General features: G+C 37.4%; 12 protein-coding genes and 5 pseudogenes. 10 read left to right on the forward strand and 7 right to left on the reverse strand.

The genetic code is table 11. The features are described 5' to 3' along the window. Nucleotides 1-11: 11 nt before the first annotated feature. The gene (locus Q5W13_RS04190; RefSeq protein WP_368662428.1) at nt 12-866 is read right to left on the reverse strand and encodes a GLPGLI family protein; all 855 of its coding nucleotides are present in this window, start codon (nt 864-866) and stop codon (nt 12-14) included. Between the two features lie 197 nt (nt 867-1,063). Here Q5W13_RS04190 and Q5W13_RS04195 point away from each other — a divergent pair. Next, nucleotides 1,064-1,679, forward strand: a pseudogene (locus tag Q5W13_RS04195) (deoxynucleoside kinase). A gap of 7 nt (nt 1,680-1,686) precedes the next feature. Here Q5W13_RS04195 and Q5W13_RS04200 read toward each other — a convergent pair. Further along, entirely contained in the window at nt 1,687-2,694 is a 1,008-nt protein-coding gene (locus tag Q5W13_RS04200) for an App1 family protein phosphatidate phosphatase (RefSeq protein ID WP_304446462.1), read from the reverse strand. A 188-nt stretch (nt 2,695-2,882) separates the two neighbouring features. Here Q5W13_RS04200 and Q5W13_RS04205 point away from each other — a divergent pair, with 188 nt between their 5' ends. After that, entirely contained in the window at nt 2,883-3,587 is a 705-nt protein-coding gene (locus tag Q5W13_RS04205; protein WP_304445458.1) for an energy transducer TonB, read from the forward strand. Between the two features lie 53 nt (nt 3,588-3,640). Here Q5W13_RS04205 and Q5W13_RS04210 read toward each other — a convergent pair. The 4 genes and pseudogenes from Q5W13_RS04210 to Q5W13_RS04225 form a co-directional block, all read right to left on the reverse strand. Next, nucleotides 3,641-6,017: pseudogene (locus Q5W13_RS04210) on the reverse strand (sodium-translocating pyrophosphatase). Nucleotides 6,018-6,125: 108 nt separating this feature from the next. Next, nucleotides 6,126-6,653: an inorganic diphosphatase gene (locus Q5W13_RS04215; protein ID WP_304445459.1), complete on the reverse strand. Its 528-nt coding sequence runs from the start codon at nt 6,651-6,653 to the stop codon at nt 6,126-6,128. Nucleotides 6,654-6,859: 206 nt separating this feature from the next. Next, a pseudogene (locus Q5W13_RS04220) lies at nt 6,860-9,364 on the reverse strand (DUF5686 family protein). A 215-nt stretch (nt 9,365-9,579) separates the two neighbouring features. Beyond that, the gene (locus Q5W13_RS04225) at nt 9,580-10,557 is read right to left on the reverse strand and encodes a pyruvate dehydrogenase complex E1 component subunit beta (protein ID WP_304445460.1); all 978 of its coding nucleotides are present in this window, start codon (nt 10,555-10,557) and stop codon (nt 9,580-9,582) included. Nucleotides 10,558-10,731: 174 nt separating this feature from the next. Between Q5W13_RS04225 and Q5W13_RS04230 the strand changes: the two are divergent. The 8 genes and pseudogenes from Q5W13_RS04230 to Q5W13_RS04265 all read left to right on the forward strand — a co-directional run bounded on the left by Q5W13_RS04230 (nt 10,732) and on the right by Q5W13_RS04265 (nt 18,264). Next, a pseudogene (locus tag Q5W13_RS04230) lies at nt 10,732-11,471 on the forward strand (electron transfer flavoprotein subunit beta/FixA family protein). Nucleotides 11,472-11,578: 107 nt separating this feature from the next. Then, nucleotides 11,579-12,547 (forward strand): electron transfer flavoprotein subunit alpha/FixB family protein, encoded by a 969-nt coding sequence (locus tag Q5W13_RS04235; RefSeq protein WP_304445461.1) that lies wholly within the window; start codon nt 11,579-11,581, stop codon nt 12,545-12,547. Between the two features lie 85 nt (nt 12,548-12,632). Next, nucleotides 12,633-13,262 (forward strand): bifunctional nuclease family protein, encoded by a 630-nt coding sequence (locus Q5W13_RS04240; RefSeq protein WP_155597711.1) that lies wholly within the window; start codon nt 12,633-12,635, stop codon nt 13,260-13,262. Nucleotides 13,263-13,280: 18 nt separating this feature from the next. Continuing rightward, nucleotides 13,281-14,729: pseudogene (locus tag Q5W13_RS04245) on the forward strand (NupC/NupG family nucleoside CNT transporter). Between the two features lie 107 nt (nt 14,730-14,836). Further along, nucleotides 14,837-15,661, forward strand: coding sequence for a thymidylate synthase (locus Q5W13_RS04250; RefSeq protein ID WP_304445462.1), 825 nt, complete (start codon nt 14,837-14,839; stop codon nt 15,659-15,661). A gap of 74 nt (nt 15,662-15,735) precedes the next feature. Next, nucleotides 15,736-16,896, forward strand: a complete 1,161-nt coding sequence (egtB, locus tag Q5W13_RS04255) for an ergothioneine biosynthesis protein EgtB (RefSeq protein ID WP_304445463.1) — start codon at nt 15,736-15,738, stop codon at nt 16,894-16,896. Between the two features lie 48 nt (nt 16,897-16,944). Beyond that, entirely contained in the window at nt 16,945-17,916 is a 972-nt protein-coding gene (gene egtD, locus Q5W13_RS04260; RefSeq protein ID WP_304445464.1) for an L-histidine N(alpha)-methyltransferase, read from the forward strand. 66 nt (nt 17,917-17,982) lie between these two features. Next, nucleotides 17,983-18,264: a DUF427 domain-containing protein gene (locus tag Q5W13_RS04265; RefSeq protein ID WP_304445465.1), complete on the forward strand. Its 282-nt coding sequence runs from the start codon at nt 17,983-17,985 to the stop codon at nt 18,262-18,264. 87 nt (nt 18,265-18,351) lie between these two features. On the opposite strand, the gene Q5W13_RS04270 is transcribed toward Q5W13_RS04265, so the two are convergent. Further along, nucleotides 18,352-18,651 (reverse strand): isoamylase early set domain-containing protein, encoded by a 300-nt coding sequence (locus Q5W13_RS04270; protein ID WP_155597717.1) that lies wholly within the window; start codon nt 18,649-18,651, stop codon nt 18,352-18,354. Nucleotides 18,652-18,797: the final 146 nt, after the last annotated feature.

The following is an 18,797-nucleotide window of genomic DNA, read 5'->3' on the forward strand; positions in this document are numbered from 1 at the left end:
AATAGGGCATATTATTGAGGCCGGCCGTCTCCTCGTCCACGTCTATTTCTAAAGTTTTCGCGCATCTCTTTCATCTTCTCCTGCGAGATTTCGTCATATTCTGCCTGAGTGACTTTTTTTCCTTTGCTTGGTGCTTTGATTTCTATTTTCTCAGATGGGTTTAAAGTAATTTCCGAGCACACTATGGTTGTGATATCATCACTTACAGCAAGTATTAGCCCAGGAAGTCCCCAATAGGAAGAAGGACCTTGGTTAACAGGTATCTCTGGAGTATACCATGCTACAATCTCAACTTCCTTTAGAATAAATTCCTCTTCTTTTTTCTCGCCTTCTTTCTTCTCCAAATCATTTGGACGTCGAAAAACAGCTCTCATGTTAGGACGTTTTATAGTCTTTACAGCCGTAGCCTTGAAAGCCGTATAATTCCCTATCTGTTTGGTGTCACTTTCTAATTTCCAATCTAGTTTTTCCAGTTCATCATCAACTAGAAAAATTTTACCCAAAAGCTCGTTTTTGATTAAATATCTCTGGCTTTTAATATCCTTGTACAAATCGCCTCCGGAAGCCATCATAGCACCAAAACGTGGTCCTCTACCGCCTTCTCTTCCTCCCGGTTGCTCTAACTGTTCTTCTTCCTCGTATATAGATTCTGTCTGATTGAAAGTTAGTTCAAAGGTTTTTTCATTGGCCTTTTTCATCCGCTCCATTATCTCTTTCTTACGGTCTTCCGGTATTTTTCTGCCACCAAAATCCATATTTACCTGTGTTTTACTCTGGTACGTTGCTTTCCCTTGAAAATCTTGCGCATACGAACTAGCGCATAGTAAAACAACAATTAAACCTATAGACCACTTATCTTTCATCATAATAGTTTGTTAGATTGATTTTAAGACTGTGAAAAATACATTTGGTTTAATCCACCTAGCAAAAGAAAATAAACGCGTCTTTAAACATTTTTTCCTCCGTGCTAGAAATATTTTTTTTTCTTCATACAGTTATCTCGTATCTTGTACCTTCTAATTGTTCTGAAAACAACAACACAACCATTAATTAATTTAGCTCTATGCACATAGCAGTTGCCGGAAATATCGGCGCGGGAAAAACCACCTTAACTAGATTATTAGCAAAACATTATAACTGGGAAGCCAATTTTGAAGAGGTTGTAGATAACCCGTATCTTGATGATTTTTATAATCAAATGGAACGTTGGAGTTTTAATCTTCAAATCTACTTTTTGAACACAAGGTTCCGTCAAATCCTTCAAATAAGGGAAAGTGGCAAGGATATCATACAAGATAGGACCATTTACGAAGATGCCTATATTTTCGCACCCAACTTGCATGCCATGGGCCTTATGACCAATAGGGATTTCACTAATTACCAAAGCCTTTTTGAGTTGATGGAAAGCCTTGGTTCAACCTCCTGACCTGCTTATTTATTTACGTAGCTCTATTCCCAATTTAGTAAAACAAATTCATAAAAGAGGCCGTGAATATGAGAACAGTATCTCAATAGACTACTTGAGTAGACTAAATGAACGTTACGAAGCATGGATACATGGTTACACTAAAGGAAACCTTCTTATAATTGATGTAGACAATTTAGATTTTGTTGATGAACCTGAAGATTTAGGTACAGTTATCAATAAGATCGATGCAGAGATTAACGGCTTATTCTAGGCAGAAATCACTTTATAAAACCATTTTGTTTAGCATGGGCAATGGCCTGTTCACTACTTTCCACCAATAATACCGGTGTTGTTTTGTAGGTTTCGAACAGTCCGCTTACGCGTTCCATTCTTTTTTTATGAGCTACACTTCTTAGATAGATTGCGCTAACTTGATTAGGGTAAAGCTCTGCTATTTCCTTATAAATATCTGCGTCATGCTCACCACTATCACCTATCAAAATGAATTTTAGATTTGGATAGGTTTTTAAGATATTGAGTATTTCCTTTTGTTTTTGAGGTTTCTCCGCTCTTGATTTACCACTTCCCAATCGGGGAAAATTTCGCAAAAGAATAGGTCCTTTTGGAAAATCGTTTTCTTGAAGAAAAAGTTCTAGATAACGGTATAAGTTCCATGGGCTGTGACTTACGTAAAAGATTGGATTGGCAGCTTCTCCGGATTTTCCTCTGTGCAACAAACCATAAAACTCTGCCGAACCCTTAAGTGGCGTTCGCTTACTTGCACGTTTAAATATAGTATTTACCACCACGCGCCACTTTAGAGAAGATACCACACCAGTATGTAAAATGGTATCATCTATATCACTAATGACTCCAAATTCCGCATTTTCGGAAGGAATTAAAACCTCACCCGGAAAGCGATTTTGATGAAGTATTTCTCTACGCAGAGCACTATCATCATATGCAATTTCATAGTTTAACCATCCTTCTTGATTGGTAAGCTGACCTAAATCTTCTAGGGATTCATCAAAAACATAATATCCCCTCTTATCGGTTTTACCGGATAATGTTCTACCATCCGAGAGTTTTATCCTCACGGAGGTGTTTCTTATTTCATCGGTTTCAAATCGCTTGTAACTGTTCCAAATCAAATTAAAGAAACCCTTTTGGGACAAATCTATTTCTTCGTCCTCCAAAGCTCGGCCGCGTGCATAAAAATGTGAATCCGTACCATAACTCTGAAAAGCGATAATCTGCAACTTGTCTTTCTTCCCGAATAAACCCATAGCATCAAATATACTTAAATATAGCACTTAGAGTGGACCTAATAAAAAACTACAAGCGCTCAAAAGTAACGTTCACGCAACCAAAGACAGGTTTCCCTCAATGGTGGTTTTTTATAAAAGAGGTCAGTGGTAAGTTTAAGTATGTTTAACCAAATCTATTCTGCAGATAGACGCTAAAATTCAAAAAAATGAAGCCAAAGAAAAATCCACAAAAGGACCTGAACCGCAACCGACCCATATACTTTCTATTTGGACTACTATTTGTTCTTATGCTTACCCTAGCAGCATTTGAATGGAAAACCTATGATCATTCCTATGACTATGATATTTCTATGAATATAGAGGATGAGCTAACTGAAGAGCTACCCATTTTGGTACAGTTTAAGACACCACCTCCTCCTAAACAAATTCAGGCGCCACCTATTATTGAGATAATTGATGATGAAGACGAAGAAATAGAAGACGTAATTGAATCTTCCGAAACAAACCAAGAAGAAAAAATCTTAGAGGTCTCAGATATTGAAGTAATGGATACGGATGAGCCAGAAGAGATGTCATTTATGGTTATTGAAGATGTGCCGGTTTTTCCAGGATGTGAAAAGGAACAGAACAAAAGAGCATGTTTCCAAACAATGATGAACAAACACATTGCAAAAAACTTTAGATATCCTGAATCTGCTCAAGAAATGGGCATACAAGGTAGGGTGAATATTATGTTTGTTATTCAAAAAGACGGAAGCATTGGCAATGTACAATTGCGAGGACCGGACAAAAGCCTTGAAAAAGAAGCCAAAAGAATAATAGACAAATTACCCCAAATGCAACCCGGAAAACAGAGAGGAACCCCAGTGAGAGTGCCTTTTAGCATCCCTATTAACTTTAGACTTCAGTAAATAAAAAAAAGGGACCATTTTCATGGTCCCTTTTTAAATACAAATAGATGAAGTTATTTTCGAATATCAACCTTTTCAATAGTGATTTCGGTGTCTTTCCCTTTGTTTAACTCAACGCTTTCCTCAAAAGCCATCAATTGACTTTTTACATCTGATTGAGTTCCTTTAAAAATTTTCTCCTGAGATAATTTTTCACCGTTTACAACAGTAGTATATGCAATTGTTGCTTCGGCCATTTGAGAATCTAGGTCATTCATTTCAATCCTAATCTCTTTGTTATTATCTACACCGGCCATGCCAGTAGCTTCCATTGCAATACTTGGCGCAATAACCAAAGCCACAACAGACATCAATTTTAAAAGAATATTTAAAGAAGGCCCCGAAGTATCTTTAAATGGATCACCCACAGTATCACCTACAACGGCTGCTTTGTGTGCATCCGTACCTTTACGACCATCAGATTCAATCATCTTCTTAGCGTTATCCCAAGCACCACCAGCATTAGACTGGAAGATAGCCATTAGCACACCACAAGTTGTTACACCAGCCAAAAGACCACCTAGCATTTCTGCACCACCTATAAAACCAACAGCAACTGGAACAACAATAGCCAACAGACCTGGTAGAAACCATTTCTCTAATAGAGGCTTTTGTAGAAATATCTACACACTTGTCATATTCCGCATACCCATCGGCTGCATCAAAAATAGCGCGTTGTTCCGGTGTTGCTTTTGACATATCTGAATCTACCTCACGCATTACCTGTAAAGCAGCTTTTAACTGAGGAATATCCCTAAATTGACGTCTTACTTCTTCGATCATTGCCATTGCAGCACGACCTACAGCATTCATTGACAACGCGGAGAATACAAAAGGAAGCATCCCTCCTACTAAAAGACCCGCCATAATTTTAGGTTGTGACACATCAATAGAAGTTACATTGGCCACTTTCATAAAAGCAGAGAACAAAGCTAAAGCCGTTAACGCTGCAGAAGCAATCGCAAAACCTTTACCAATAGCTGCTGTAGTGTTACCTACGGCATCTAATTTATCCGTGCGCTCTCTAACTTCTTTAGGAAGTTCTGCCATCTCTGCAATACCACCCGCATTATCAGATATTGGTCCGTAAGCATCAACTGCCAATTGAATACCTGTATTAGCCAACATCCCAACCGCAGCAATTGCGATACCATATAAACCTGCAAAATGATGCGATACTATAATTGCAGCTGCAATTAATAAAATAGGAATCATCGTAGACATCATACCCACTCCTAAACCTGCTATAATATTTGTTGCCGCACCAGTTTCTGATTGCGCAACAATTGAGTTGACCGGTTTTGAACCTGTACCTGTATAGTATTCCGTAATCTTACCTACACCCAAACCAGCAATAAGACCAGCAAGAGTTGCATAGAATATACCCATTGCACCCATTGGCAAACCATCTATAGATTCTGGAATTAAAGAAGTAATAATAAAATATGAAGCCACGACCATTAAACCAGCAGAACCAAATTCTCCAATATTCAATGCAGTTTGCGGGTTTCCGCCATCTTTAACTTTCACAAAGAATGTACCTATGATAGACATTAAAATACCCACAGCAGCTAACACCAATGGAAGATAAACAGCACCTAAGCCTGCAAAATCCGGGGTTATAATAAATGCACCCAAAACCATAGTACCTATAATAGAACCGACATAGGATTCAAACAAATCCGCCCCCATACCAGCAACATCACCAACATTATCACCAACATTATCTGCAATAGTTGCAGGGTTTAAAGGGTGATCTTCAGGAATACCTGCTTCAACCTTTCCAACCAAATCCGCACCAACATCTGCCGCTTTGGTATAAATACCACCACCTACTCTAGCAAAAAGTGCAATTGAAGATGCTCCTAAAGAGAAACCTGAAAGAACATTAAGTACTAAACTTAGATTTTCAGCATAAGGCCACATAGATTGGTAGAGCATGAATAAAAGACTAAGACCTAAAACTCCAAGTCCAACAACACCAAGTCCCATTACGGCACCACCCGCAAAGGCAACTTCCAAGGCTTTACCTAGAGAGGTTTTAGCAGCTTGGGTTGTTCTAACGTTTGCTTTGGTAGCAACCTTCATTCCTATAAAACCCGCTAAAGCTGAACAGATTGCACCTACTATAAATGATAGGGCCACCATTCCGTGAGAACCTTCTTCGTTACTTCCTTTAAAAAATAGAAGAATAGCTACTGCTACCACAAAAATTGCAAGAATTTTGTATTCGGCTTTTAAGAAAGACATTGCACCATCTGCAATATTCTTTGCTATTCTTGCCATTTTTTCGTCACCAACTTCTTGTTTGGTTACCCATACGTCCTTGACGAAAACGAATACCAGAGCCAGTATTCCAAATACTGGCAAAAATTTCACTACTAATTCCATTTGAGTTGTTGTTTAAGATTTCTAATGACAACTAAAGTAATGAAATTGATCTTATAAAAAAAAGCCTTTTTTATTGCTAAAAAAGGCTTTTTGAAGAGTATTTACTATTTATATCGTAAAAGTGCGTTTCTTTTTAAAATCGCTATTATCATAACGCTCTACACATTCATGATAAATTTTAACGGCTTCTTCAGCATCACCCCATCCACCGGTATCAACTTTCTTCTTTTCCAAATCTTTGTAAACTTTAAAGAAGTGCTCAATTTCCTTTAAACGGTGAGGATTCAAATCACTAATATCATGATTATTGCTCCATATTGGATCTGAAACAGGTACACAGATAATTTTTTCATCCGGTCCTTTTTCATCGGTCATATGAAAGACACCAATTGGTCTTACTTCCATTACTACCATAGGATATGTTGGTTCTGCTCCCATTACCAAAACATCTAGTGGATCTTTGTCCAACGCTAAAGTCTCAGGAATGAAACCATAATCACCAGGATACATCATTGACGAAAAAAGCATACGGTCAAAACGTATTTTATGTAATGTAAAGTCGTATTCGTATTTATTTCTACTTCCTTTTGGAATCTCTATTAAAACATCAAAAGTTATGTCAGCTTTTTTTCCCATTTTTTAGGTTTATTTTACAACCGCTAAGGTACAAAAATGCATACGTGTCCACCCAGAAATACAAAAAAACATCTGATTTTGCAGTAAAAAATAAGAATCAACAAATTATAAGAGAGTCTACTACAGCGATAGGCATTTAAAAGTCTAAAAACATAAACTACTACAAATGAACGGACTACACTTTACCGACCAATTGAAGCATTTAGTTAGAAGTCAAACCCAAACGTTCCTGTAACACTAAAAGGACGAGCATCTGGAGCATCCAAATAATTACCTCTAAAGTTGAAATCTATTCTAAGAATCTTAAAAATGTTACCAATCCCTAGCGAATACTCGTAGTAAATTTTATCAGATGGCGCCTGCAATGGTGTATTTATAGTTGCCGGCAAACTTAAAGCTTTGTTTTCATCAGACAAATCTCCCCAGACCCCTCTAAGTCCAATAATCTCCCGCAGATTAAGTTTCCTCAACAAAGGAATTCGTGAAAAAATACGACCATTAAAATTATGTTGTAAGTGCAATGCTACATAAGTATCGGTAACAAACTCATAGAAGTCAAGGTTAGGAAATGTTCCGTAGTTCGAAAAGAATGTCTGGTTACCTTAAGCACTACATTTAATAGTCCCAAAGGCACTGTGTTAAAGGTCTTACCCATTTCTAAAGTTGAGAATAACCTACCAAAACCACCTATTTGCCAAGGCTGACTATAAGAGAATTGTAATTTACTATAGCTAAAATCGCTATCAAAAACCACATCCACACCTTTGGTGTAACTCAATAATAGTGTACTATAATCTTCGTTCATCCCCTTACGTTCCACGCCATAACCAATGGTTCTTTTTCCAGAGCGTATAAACTACCAATGCATTAAAATCGAACTGGTTTATCTCTGATGAAATTCCTGTTGGAGAATCTGCATCTACATAATCTAGACTAAAATCATCTGGTAAGGCCGAACTTAACTTTCTAAACGTTCCTCCTATCCCAAGCCTAAGGTTGGTTACAGGTTCAATTTCTATATTGAATTTGCTCAGGTTGATATTCGTTAACCTATTATTAGCACCAACAGTCACCAATGAAGACGAAGCTATACTTCTACCGAGCACATCATTCGTGGCAGTAAGACTTACACCTAACTGTTCAATATCTCTCCTGTTACCACCTGAAACAATAAGCCTACTCTTTTTATCAAGCAATATTTTACCGGACATACCGTGCTTGAATTTTTTATCGGTGAAACCATAAGCTGTATACCCTTCAACACGCCAAAGGTCATTTTCTCCAAAATACGAACGTGCACCAATACGAACACGTGGCCCTTCTGCTTGGTTATAACCAAAAACATCATAAACGGAACCAATGTCCATGTTCCACTTATCAATCTCTACAAAACCACTACCCAAAATACTGACCAAATTGTAGTAAGACCTAAATTTTGGTACTGTTTTTAAGGTATCTAAAAGCTGATAAATTCCTTTTTCGTCCTTATTTAAGCTCTCCAACCTACTATTCTCCCAAAAAGTACTATCACGATTTAGGACTGCAGTATCATAAGGGTTACTCTCTGTCTTGTAGAATTCTTTTGGCTTCTTTTGATCAAAAGTATAATTATCAAAAACAGTAGTACGCTTACCATACATACCTCTTGATTCTTCTTTCTTCTGAAAACTAAAGTCGCTCATCATATAATCCCGCTTCAAAAGAAACACAGAATCATTAATTACCTCAAAATCTTGCTCAATATATATTTCTTTGACCCAGTTGATGTTGGCACTTTTGGTCACTTCCAAGTTGATGTTCTTTACAGCGTATGTAGTATCGTTGACCCAGAAATCACCTTTAAAAGTTAGTTCGTTCTTCCGTCTTGGGTAATAGACAATATTATAACACCACTTATCTTCTATAAATGCACTATCGCGCAATGCATAGTTATAAACGTCAACCCCTGTTCGTGACAATGGGCTGGTAAAACTTTTATCGAAAAATTTCAGGTAATTATCGTAGATATCATACTCTTGATACAGATCCGCAACAAAAGCAATTATAGACTGGTTGTTATCAAAACCGGAGTTTTTATTACCCAAGATGTCTTCTTTCTCTTCATCAAGACGATTATCTCCATAGACTTTAGAGAAGGTCTCGTTCAGAAATATTGGCAAATAGGTTTTACCTGTAATACGTGACGTATCTAAATCTTTAAAGACAAACTCAAGACCTTTGAATATCTTCTTCTTCATTAGGGCGCTGTCAATAGTATTCAGGTCAAATTCTACCTTTTCATACTTCTCAAAAGCATACTGATTAAACTTCCGTAGACCGTTCTCCCGTTTTTTTGCCCATATTTTTCTCAGTATATCTACTGCAGGATTATTTTTCTTAGACTGCTTTCCACCAACAAGAACTACCTCATCTAGCTGCTGGGAAGACTCTTTCATTACAACCTTCATCTTATAGGTTACTTTAGAAGTCAATGGAATTTCCACACTCTCATACCCTATAAAAGAAATAAGAAGAACGGGATGGTCATCATCGGACTCCATATAAAAGTTACCATTATCATCGGTAATAGTACCTTCATAAGAACCTTTAAAAAGTACATTGGCAAAAGCTACCGGCTGGTTATCTTCGTCAATAACAATACCACCCACTTTAGTTTGCGCGCTGGCAACCAAAGAAAAAAGTAGTACAACAAATAATAAAAGGTTTTTCATCTAAGAAATTTTCTCTGTACTCTATAAACAAATAATGTACCAGAACAGATTTTATTATAATTCTTGGCTCGTATTTACATAAAAATTAAAGTTCGCCTCTATTTTCTTGCCTACAACCTGAATTTAAGACAAAAACGTTGAACCGAATTCCTAAAAAAAATGCTTCGCCAACATTAAGTCGGCGAAGCAAAAGTACCTTTACAAATTTGTTATACCTATTTGTACATCACTTTCTTCACTGCATTAACCACATCTGTATGATTTGGCAACCATTCCTCTAACAGAACAGGAGAATACGGTGCAGGTGTATCTGCAGTGTTTATCTTCTGTATAGGTGCGTCTAAATAGTCAAAAGCATGAGATTGTACATGAAAAGTTATTTCAGAGGCAACATTACCAAAAGGCCAAGCCTCTTCTAAAATAACCAAACGATTTGTTTTCTTAACCGATTTTAAAATTGCTTCGTAATCCAATGGCTTAACGGTACGCAAGTCAATGATCTCACAGCTTATTCCTTCTTTTTTAAGTTCATCAGCAGCTTTATCGGCCTCTTTTATTATTTTACCAAAAGAAACGATAGTAACATCACTACCTTCTCTACGAATATCTGCAACACCTAATGGAATTGTATAGTCTCCTTCAGGAACTTCTCCTTTATCTCCATACATCTGCTCAGACTCCATAAAAATAACAGGATCGTTATCTCGGATAGCCGCTTTCAACAATCCTTTTGCATCTGCAGGATTAGAAGGAACAACAACTTTTAGCCCTGGACAGTTAGCATACCAACTTTCAAAAGCTTGTGAATGCGTAGCACCCAATTGACCAGCAGAACCTGTAGGTCCTCTAAAAACGATAGGACAAGGAAACTGCCCACCCGACATTTGACGGATTTTAGCTGCGTTATTGATGATCTGATCGATACCCACCAAAGCAAAGTTAAAAGTCATAAACTCTATTATTGGACGACAACCAGTCATTGTAGATCCTATACCTATACCTGCAAAACCCAATTCTGCAATAGGCGTATCTATAACACGCTTGGCACCAAACTCATCTAGCATTCCTTTAGAAGCTTTATAAGCGCCATTGTATTCAGCTACTTCTTCTCCCATCAGGTAAACTGACTCGTCTTTCCTCATTTCTTCCGACATCGCCTCAACGATGGCTTCCCTAAATTGTAGTGTCTTCATATTATATGGAGTATCTTTTTATTATGTGCGTTAAAAACGCAAGCAAAAATAGGAAAATATATGTCAAATAATAGGCTCTAAGAATCAAAATAAGTTATAAAAAATACTATGCATGCATAGTATTTTTGAAAAAGATTACATATCTTCGTCTAGATTATAAATAGCTTTATAGACATGAAAATATTAGTTTGCATAAGTAATGTTCCTGACACAACCTCCAAAATTAACTTTACGGATGGTGATACAAAGTTTGACACCAATGGTGTACAGTTCGTAATAAACCCTAACGATGAGTTCGGTTTAACACGCGCCATGTGGTTTAAAGAAAAGCAAGGAGCAACAGTACATATTGCTACAGTTGGCGAAGCTAGCGTAGAACCAACTATGCGTAAGGCACTTGCAATTGGCGCTGATGAAGCCATTAGAATTAACGCTGTTCCAACAGACGGTTTTTTCGTTGCCGAGCAATTGGCCAACATAATTAAAGATGGAGCATACGACCTTATTATTGCCGGTAGAGAAAGTATTGATTATAACGGAGGTATGGTTCCAGGATTTTAGCTACTCTTTTAGGAATGAATTTCGTAAATACTTGTATTAGTCTTGAGGTTGAAGGCACTACAGCTACCGCTATAAGAGAAATAGATGGCGGAAAAGAAACGGTACAGACTTCACTTCCCCTAGTTATTGGAGGACAAAAAGGCCTTGTACAAGAGAGCGACCTTAAAATACCCAACATGCGTGGTATTATGATGGCAAGAAAAAAGACACTTACCGTGATAGAGCCTGTTGACGCTACAGTTGCTACCAAAGACGTTAAATTTGATAAGCCTGTAGCTAAAGGAAGCGTTAAATTGGTTAATTCAGCTGAAGAATTAGTACAATTACTTCACAATGAAGCCAAAGTAATTTAGTCACTATATATAGGTTACAATTTTCTAGATACCGGTTCTTTTACCAAAACACTGGAAACTACCATATACAGTTAAGCTTTATCTCTAAAAAATAAAACAATACACAAATGTCAGTATTAGTATATACAGAATCCGAAAACGGAAAACTTAAAAAGAGTGCTTTTGAAGTGGCATCATATGCCAAAGCAGTAGCAGATCAATTAGGCTCATCAGTTACCGCAATTTCTTTTAATGCAACTAGTAACGATGAACTAGGTACTTATGGTGTTTCCAAAGTATTAAATGTAACAGATGACAAATTAGCTACATTTAATGCTCTTGCTTACGCTAACAGTATTGCACAGGCTGCAAAAAATGAGAATATTCAAGTAATCATAGTAAGTTCTAGTACCAACAGTAAATTTTTAGCCCCTATTCTAGCTGCTAAATTAAAAGCTGGTTACGTACCAAATGTGGTTGCGGCTCCTGAAAGCGCATCACCATTTACAGTAAAGCGTACGACTTTTAGTAATAAAGGTTTCGCACATACCGAAATTACCACAGAGACTAAGATTATAGGTGTTTCCAACAATTCTTTTGGCCTAAAAGAAAATGCAACGACTGCAGCAGTTGAGGCTTTTAATGCCGATTTAAGTGATGCTGATTTTTCAGTTAAGTCCATTGAAATAGATAAAGTAGCCGGTCAAGTTACTATTGCAGATGCAGATATTGTAGTTTCTGGCGGAAGAGGCCTTAAAGGACCTGAAAACTGGGGAATGATAGAAGAACTTGCAGAAGTTCTTGGTGCAGCTACAGCTTGTTCCAAGCCTGTTTCCGATATGGGATGGAGACCTCATGGAGAGCATGTTGGCCAAACAGGAAAGCCTGTTGCGGCTAATCTTTATATCGCAATAGGTATCTCAGGTGCCATTCAGCATTTGGCAGGAGTTAGCTCTTCCAAAACAAAAGTAGTCATCAACTCTGACGCTGAAGCCCCATTTTTCAAGGCTGCAGACTATGGAATTGTAGGTGATGCCTTTGAAGTAGTACCTCAACTCATTGAAAAATTAAAAGAATTTAAAGCACAAAACGCTTAATTTTCGTTAATTTGCGCTTATTAAAGGGCTGTTTAAATGCATGGTTCGCCCGTATTTAAACAGTCTTTTGTATTTTAATGATTCTATGAGCTTAGTCAGGTTAAAAATAAAAGGAATATCCTATAGCCAAACACAGAATGGAGCATACGCTCTTATTCTGAACGAAGTGGAAGGCGATCGTAAACTACCCATTGTCATTGGTGCTTTTGAAGCGCAATCAATTGCTATTGCACTTGAGAAAGAAATAAAGCCGCCAAGGCCTTTGACTCACGATTTGTTCAAAAACTTTTCGGATCGCTTTGATATTGTAATCAAACAGGTCATTATCCACAAGTTGGTAGATGGTGTTTTTTACTCTAGTATTATTTGCGAACGCGATAAAATTGAAGAGATTATAGATGCCAGAACCAGCGATGCCATTGCTTTGGCACTCCGCTTTAATGCACCTATCTTCACTTATAAAACCATTTTGGATAAAGCCGGAATCTTCCTTAAATTTTCGTCAAAAGACAAGGATAAGGAAGAGACTGACGATAGTATTGTGGTAGATGAAATTTTGCAAGAAGGCGAAACCGTAGAAATAGAATCTGGAGCAACAGATGGTTACACAGAACTTTCTATTGACGAACTCCACAAAGAACTAGACCTAGCCGTTAACAATGAAGATTACGAAAAAGCGGCTAAGCTACGTGACGAGATTTCCAAAAGAAACTGATAAACAAGCAAGTACCCTATGAAAATCAACCTTTGGATTGTTCTACTTGCCCTATTTATTTTTTTCCCATCCATAGCACAAGAAACGATTGCAGTACCAGCCGCAGAAACGGCTGCTATAAATGATATAGTTTCACAAAATACCAATCACATCCAACCTAATGCAGGTTTTAGCTTCAATAGCTTAAGCCGTGGCATATTGGGTATGGCGGTACTTTTACTCATTTCATTTTTATTCAGTTCAAATCGCAGAGCCATCAATTGGAAGACCGTTGGTATTGGCCTTACATTGCAATTAGTTATTGCCATAGGCGTGCTTAAAATTCCATTTATTCAAAGAGTATTTGAGTCCATTGGCGAAGTTTTCATTAGTATTCTGGGTTTTACCCGTGCGGGAAGTAAATTTCTTTTTGAAGGGCTCGTAGTTGACACCGGTACATTCGGTTATATTTTTGCTTTTCAGGTATTACCTACCATTATTTTCTTTTCAGCACTTACCTCATTACTATTTTATTTGGGCATCATCCAAAAGGTAGTGAGAGTACTAGCATGGATGCTTTCAAAAACTCTAGGTATTTCTGGAGCAGAAAGTCTATCTGTTGCTGGAAACATCTTTTTAGGACAGACCGAAGCACCATTATTGATTAAAGCTTACTTGGAAAAAATGACCAAGTCTGAAATTCTTCTAGTGATGATAGGCGGAATGGCTACTGTTGCCGGCGCTGTTTTAGCTGCGTACATTGGATTCTTAGGAGGAGAAGATAAGGTATTACAGTTGGTATTTGCCAAACACCTTTTGGCGGCATCCGTTATGGCCGCATAAGGCGCCATTGTAATTTCAAAAATATTATACCCACAAACAGAAGCAGTAAATACAGATGTGGCCGTATCTTCTGAGAAGATTGGCTCTAATGTTTTGGATGCTATTGCTAACGGTACTACAGAAGGTTTAAGATTGGCCGTCAACGTTGGGGCCATGCTTTTGGTTTTCGTGGCTATGATTGCCATGTTAAACGGAATTCTAGATTGGATTGGCGATTTGACCTCCTTAAACCAATGGGTCGCTCTAAACACATCTTACGATAAATTTTCATTGGAGGCCATTCTTGGGACTATCTTTGCTCCATTAATGTGGCTTATTGGTGTTGCTAACGAAGATATTATGCTCATGGGGCAACTCTTGGGAATTAAGCTGGTAGCCAGTGAATTCGTAGGCTACATCCAGTTGGCTGAACTAAAAAACATGGCTACAGGAGCTAGCTTTACCTATAACAAATCTGTAATCATGGCAACGTATATGCTTTGTGGGTTCGCAAACTTTGCATCCATAGGGATACAAATTGGTGGCATAGGCTCATTAGCTCCAGGCCAACGTAAAACCCTTTCAGAATTTGGTCTTAAAGCTGTTCTTGGTGGTTCTATAGCATCCTTGTTATCTGCTACTATTGCAGGTATGATTTTAGGGTAAATTAATACTCTTTACTTCAACAGAAAATATTTTGGTTAATAAATCTCTAATAACTACAACAAGTAGTTTTTGAGCTTTTACCTACAAACTTCTATTTTTGCCCCACTATGAAACAATACCACGATTTACTAAAGCACGTACTAGAAAACGGTAACCAAAAAGGAGACCGCACAGGAACAGGAACTTTAAGCGTTTTTGGACATCAAATGCGTTTTGACCTAAGCAAAGGTTTTCCTATGGTAACTACCAAAAAGTTACACCTGAAGTCTATTGTTTATGAATTACTTTGGTTCTTGAAAGGTGATACGAATATCAAATACCTCCAAGAAAATGGCGTGCGTATCTGGAATGATTGGGCAGATGAGAATGGAGACCTAGGTCCTGTTTACGGCCACCAATGGCGTAACTGGAACAATGATGAAATTGATCAGATTAAAGATGTTATTGAATCTTTAAAAAATAACCCTAGCAGTAGACGTATGTTGGTTTCCGCTTGGAACCCAAGCGTACTTCCTGACACCTCAAAATCGTTTTCTGAGAATGTAGCCAATGGTAAAGCAGCGCTTCCTCCATGTCACGCATTCTTTCAATTTTATGTTTCTGATGGTAAGCTCTCATGTCAACTGTATCAACGTAGTGCAGACATCTTCCTAGGGGTGCCTTTTAATATTGCCTCCTACGCTCTATTCACTATGATGATGGCACAAGTATGTGGTTACGAAGCTGGTGAATTTATTCACACTTTTGGTGATGCCCACATCTATAATAACCATATGGAACAGGTAGAATTGCAATTGAGTCGTGAAACTCGTCCGCTACCCAAAATGGTTATCAACCCTGAAATAAAAGATATTTTCGATTTTAATTTTGAGGATTTCAGCTTAGAAGATTATAACCCTCATCCACACATTAAAGGAGCTGTTGCCGTATAGCGTTCACCAAAATTAGTATTGAGTCCACTGCGTACTTTCTATAATCCTTATATTTATAGGATATTAGAATTGCTATGACCTTGACTGATTCCCTTGTTGATTTTTTTTTAGAGACCCGCAAACACACTGAAAATATTTGCGAACCTCTAGAAATCGAAGACTATGTAGTGCAACCTATTATAGACGTTTCTCCACCAAAATGGCATCTAGGTCATACGACTTGGTTTTTTGAAGAATTTATTCTTAAGCCCCATTTTAAGGGCTATATGATTTTTGACGAAGATTTCTCCTTTGTATTCAACAGCTATTATGAAACCGTAGGCAAACGGGTGGTACGTTCTGACCGTGGTAATCTATCAAGACCTTCGGTAGAACGTGTTTATGCATACCGCACGCATGTAACTCAAGCCATTAAAAATTTATTTAGCACAACACAAAGTCAAGAATTATATGACCTTTTAGAAATAGGCATACATCATGAGAAACAGCATCAAGAATTACTCTTGACTGACATTAAGTTTATTCTGGGCAACAATCCCCTACTCCCAATCTACTCTGATAGTTTTACAGAACATCCTATTGAAACTGAATCCCAAGAATGGATTTCTATGGATGAAGGCATTTACGAAATTGGTCATAATTCGGACGCGTTCTGTTATGATAATGAGCTAGGCAGGCACAAGGTATATTTACATCCCTTTAAAATAGCTAGCAATTTAATTACCAATCAAGAATATATTGAATTTATAGAAGCAGGAGGTTACAAAAAATTTGATCTCTGGCATGCCGAAGGTTGGGACTGGGTGAATCAGAATGGAATTTCTGCTCCCTTATATTGGCATTTAATTGATGGAGTTTGGCATAATTATACACTAAATGGACTTCAAAAAGTTACACCCGAAGCCCCTGTTACGCATATTTCATACTTTGAAGCGTTTGCTTTTGCACAATGGAAAGGATGCCGTCTTGCCACGGAATTTGAGTGGGAAGCCGCCCAATCTAATTTCTCTTGGGGCCAAAGATGGGAATGGACCGAAAGTGCCTACCTACCCTATCCCTTCTACAAAAAAGCGGACGGAGCTCTTGGAGAATATAACGGCAAGTTTATGGTAAATCAAAAAGTATTGCGAGGAGGATCTGTCGCAACCCCCATACGCCATACAAGACCTACCTATCGTAATTTCTTTCAGACTAGTCTACGATGGCAATACACCGGATTACGATTAGCCAAATAATTTTTATATCATACGTATAGTTTTCTGATAATTTCCGACTTAAACAGCATGCAAAAATCAACCAAAGCAATTTTTACAACCCAATTTGAAGAAGAAGTTCATGCTGGTTTGACTGATTTCCCCAAACATTTATCATCTAAATACTTTTATGATGAAAAAGGAGATAAGCTGTTTCAGGATATAATGAATATGCCAGAATACTATCTGACGCAAAAGGAATATGATATTCTTTTGAACCATACGGCAGAAATATCAGAGCTCTTTGCTTCGGGAAATCTTAAATTTAAACTTATTGAATTAGGAGCTGGTGATGGTAAAAAGACTAAAATTCTACTAAAATATTTATCTGAAAACGGTTTCGATTTTAAATACCAACCTATAGACATAAGTCAGAATGTACTTAATGGTCTGGAAAAATCACTCCGAAAAGAGTTACCAAACGTTACGGTAGAACCTCAACAAGGTACTTATTTTGAAGCCTTAGAAGAAATCAATTCAGAAAACGGAACTAAGAAGGTTATTCTATTTTTAGGCTCAAACATTGGAAACTTACTTCATGAACAGGCTATAGATTTTCTTAAAAGTGTTCAAGAACTCATGCAAGACGAAGATCTGTTTTTCATAGGTTTTGATATGAAGAAAAACCCGCAAACTATACTAGACGCCTATAATGACCAGACCGGTATTACAGCAGCATTTAATAAAAATGTTTTGGCTAGAATTAACAATGAGCTAGGTGGTAATTTTGATTTGGATAAATTTCTTCACTGGGAAGTCTACGACCCAGAAACCGGTACTGCAAAGAGCTACTTAGTGTCTAAAGAAGACCAGACTGTAAGTATTGACAGCTTAGACGTACTAATTGATTTTAAACAATGGGAGACAATACACACTGAAATCTCTCAAAAATACGATGATAAAGTAGTTGCTTGGTTAGCGGAAGAAGCTGGTCTAAAAATAGAAACAGAGTTTTCCGACTCAGAGAAGTTCTACAAGAATTTTGTACTGAGAAAAAGATAACAAGACTTACTCATCAAACCACAGTGATAATGTGCCATCTAACAGTTGGCTCTTAAATTATTTGATATGAAAGCAATATGGAACGGTACGGTAATAGCCGAAAGTGATGAAACAGTAGTGGTAGAAAACAATCATTATTTTCCTGCTGAAAGCATCAAAAAAGAATACTTTAAAACCAGTCAAACACATACTACTTGCCCGTGGAAAGGTAAGGCCCATTATTACACCTTAGCGGTAGATGGCAAAGAAAATGCTGATGCAGCGTGGTATTATCCAGAAGTGAGTCCGCTTGCCAAAGGTATTAAAGGACGTGTGGCTTTCTGGAAAGGAGTTACCGTAGAAGCATAAGAAATACAACTATCAACTCAATTGATTATAAAAAAAAAGCCGGAACATTTTCATGTTCCGGCTTTCTATATTTATCTAACGAAAAGATTATAGATCCAGAACGGCATTTTCGCCACCTGCAAAATCATTCCACTGGTAACGATCAGCTTCTGCCTCGTTTACATAGTTTCCGTCTACGATATACTTAAATTCAAAAGAAGTTTCTTTAGGAAGCTCTATAGTACCTTTAAAGTTACCATTTTTTAATTTCTTCAATGCACTTGCCTTGTTAGCTTTCCAATTGTTGAAATCACCTACAACTGCTACTTTTGTTGCTTCTTCCGCAGGAACTGTAAAAGTTACTTTACACACGGGTTTTGTTTTTAAATACTGTTTTGAAATTGCCATTATGTATTATTTTAAATTGATTTTTGTTTCCCTAATTAGAAGGCAAAACTAATATATTAAAATGCTCATATACAATGATTAACGCATTTTTATCATTTTCGCAATATTCACTTAACAAATAGTGTGTAGACGTAAAAAAAGAGTCT

Source organism: Zobellia laminariae, assembly GCF_030553095.1.
GTDB classification, from domain to species: domain Bacteria; phylum Bacteroidota; class Bacteroidia; order Flavobacteriales; family Flavobacteriaceae; genus Zobellia; species Zobellia laminariae.

Excerpts from the sequence above, each read along its gene's own strand:
- Q5W13_RS04240 (WP_155597711.1), top strand. The coding sequence starts at position 12,633 with ATGAGCTTAGTCAGGTTAAAAATAAAAGGAATATCCTATAGCCAAACA.
- Q5W13_RS04225 (WP_304445460.1), bottom strand. The coding sequence starts at position 10,557 with ATGAAGACACTACAATTTAGGGAAGCCATCGTTGAGGCGATGTCGGAA.
- Q5W13_RS04190 (WP_368662428.1), bottom strand. The coding sequence starts at position 866 with ATGATGAAAGATAAGTGGTCTATAGGTTTAATTGTTGTTTTACTATGC.
- Q5W13_RS04235 (WP_304445461.1), top strand. The coding sequence starts at position 11,579 with ATGTCAGTATTAGTATATACAGAATCCGAAAACGGAAAACTTAAAAAG.
- Q5W13_RS04250 (WP_304445462.1), top strand. The coding sequence starts at position 14,837 with ATGAAACAATACCACGATTTACTAAAGCACGTACTAGAAAACGGTAAC.
- egtD (WP_304445464.1), top strand. The coding sequence starts at position 16,945 with ATGCAAAAATCAACCAAAGCAATTTTTACAACCCAATTTGAAGAAGAA.
- Q5W13_RS04215 (WP_304445459.1), bottom strand. The coding sequence starts at position 6,653 with ATGGGAAAAAAAGCTGACATAACTTTTGATGTTTTAATAGAGATTCCA.
- Q5W13_RS04200 (WP_304446462.1), bottom strand. The coding sequence starts at position 2,694 with ATGGGTTTATTCGGGAAGAAAGACAAGTTGCAGATTATCGCTTTTCAG.
- egtB (WP_304445463.1), top strand. The coding sequence starts at position 15,736 with ATGACCTTGACTGATTCCCTTGTTGATTTTTTTTTAGAGACCCGCAAA.
- Q5W13_RS04270 (WP_155597717.1), bottom strand. The coding sequence starts at position 18,651 with ATGGCAATTTCAAAACAGTATTTAAAAACAAAACCCGTGTGTAAAGTA.
- Q5W13_RS04205 (WP_304445458.1), top strand. The coding sequence starts at position 2,883 with ATGAAGCCAAAGAAAAATCCACAAAAGGACCTGAACCGCAACCGACCC.
- Q5W13_RS04265 (WP_304445465.1), top strand. The coding sequence starts at position 17,983 with ATGAAAGCAATATGGAACGGTACGGTAATAGCCGAAAGTGATGAAACA.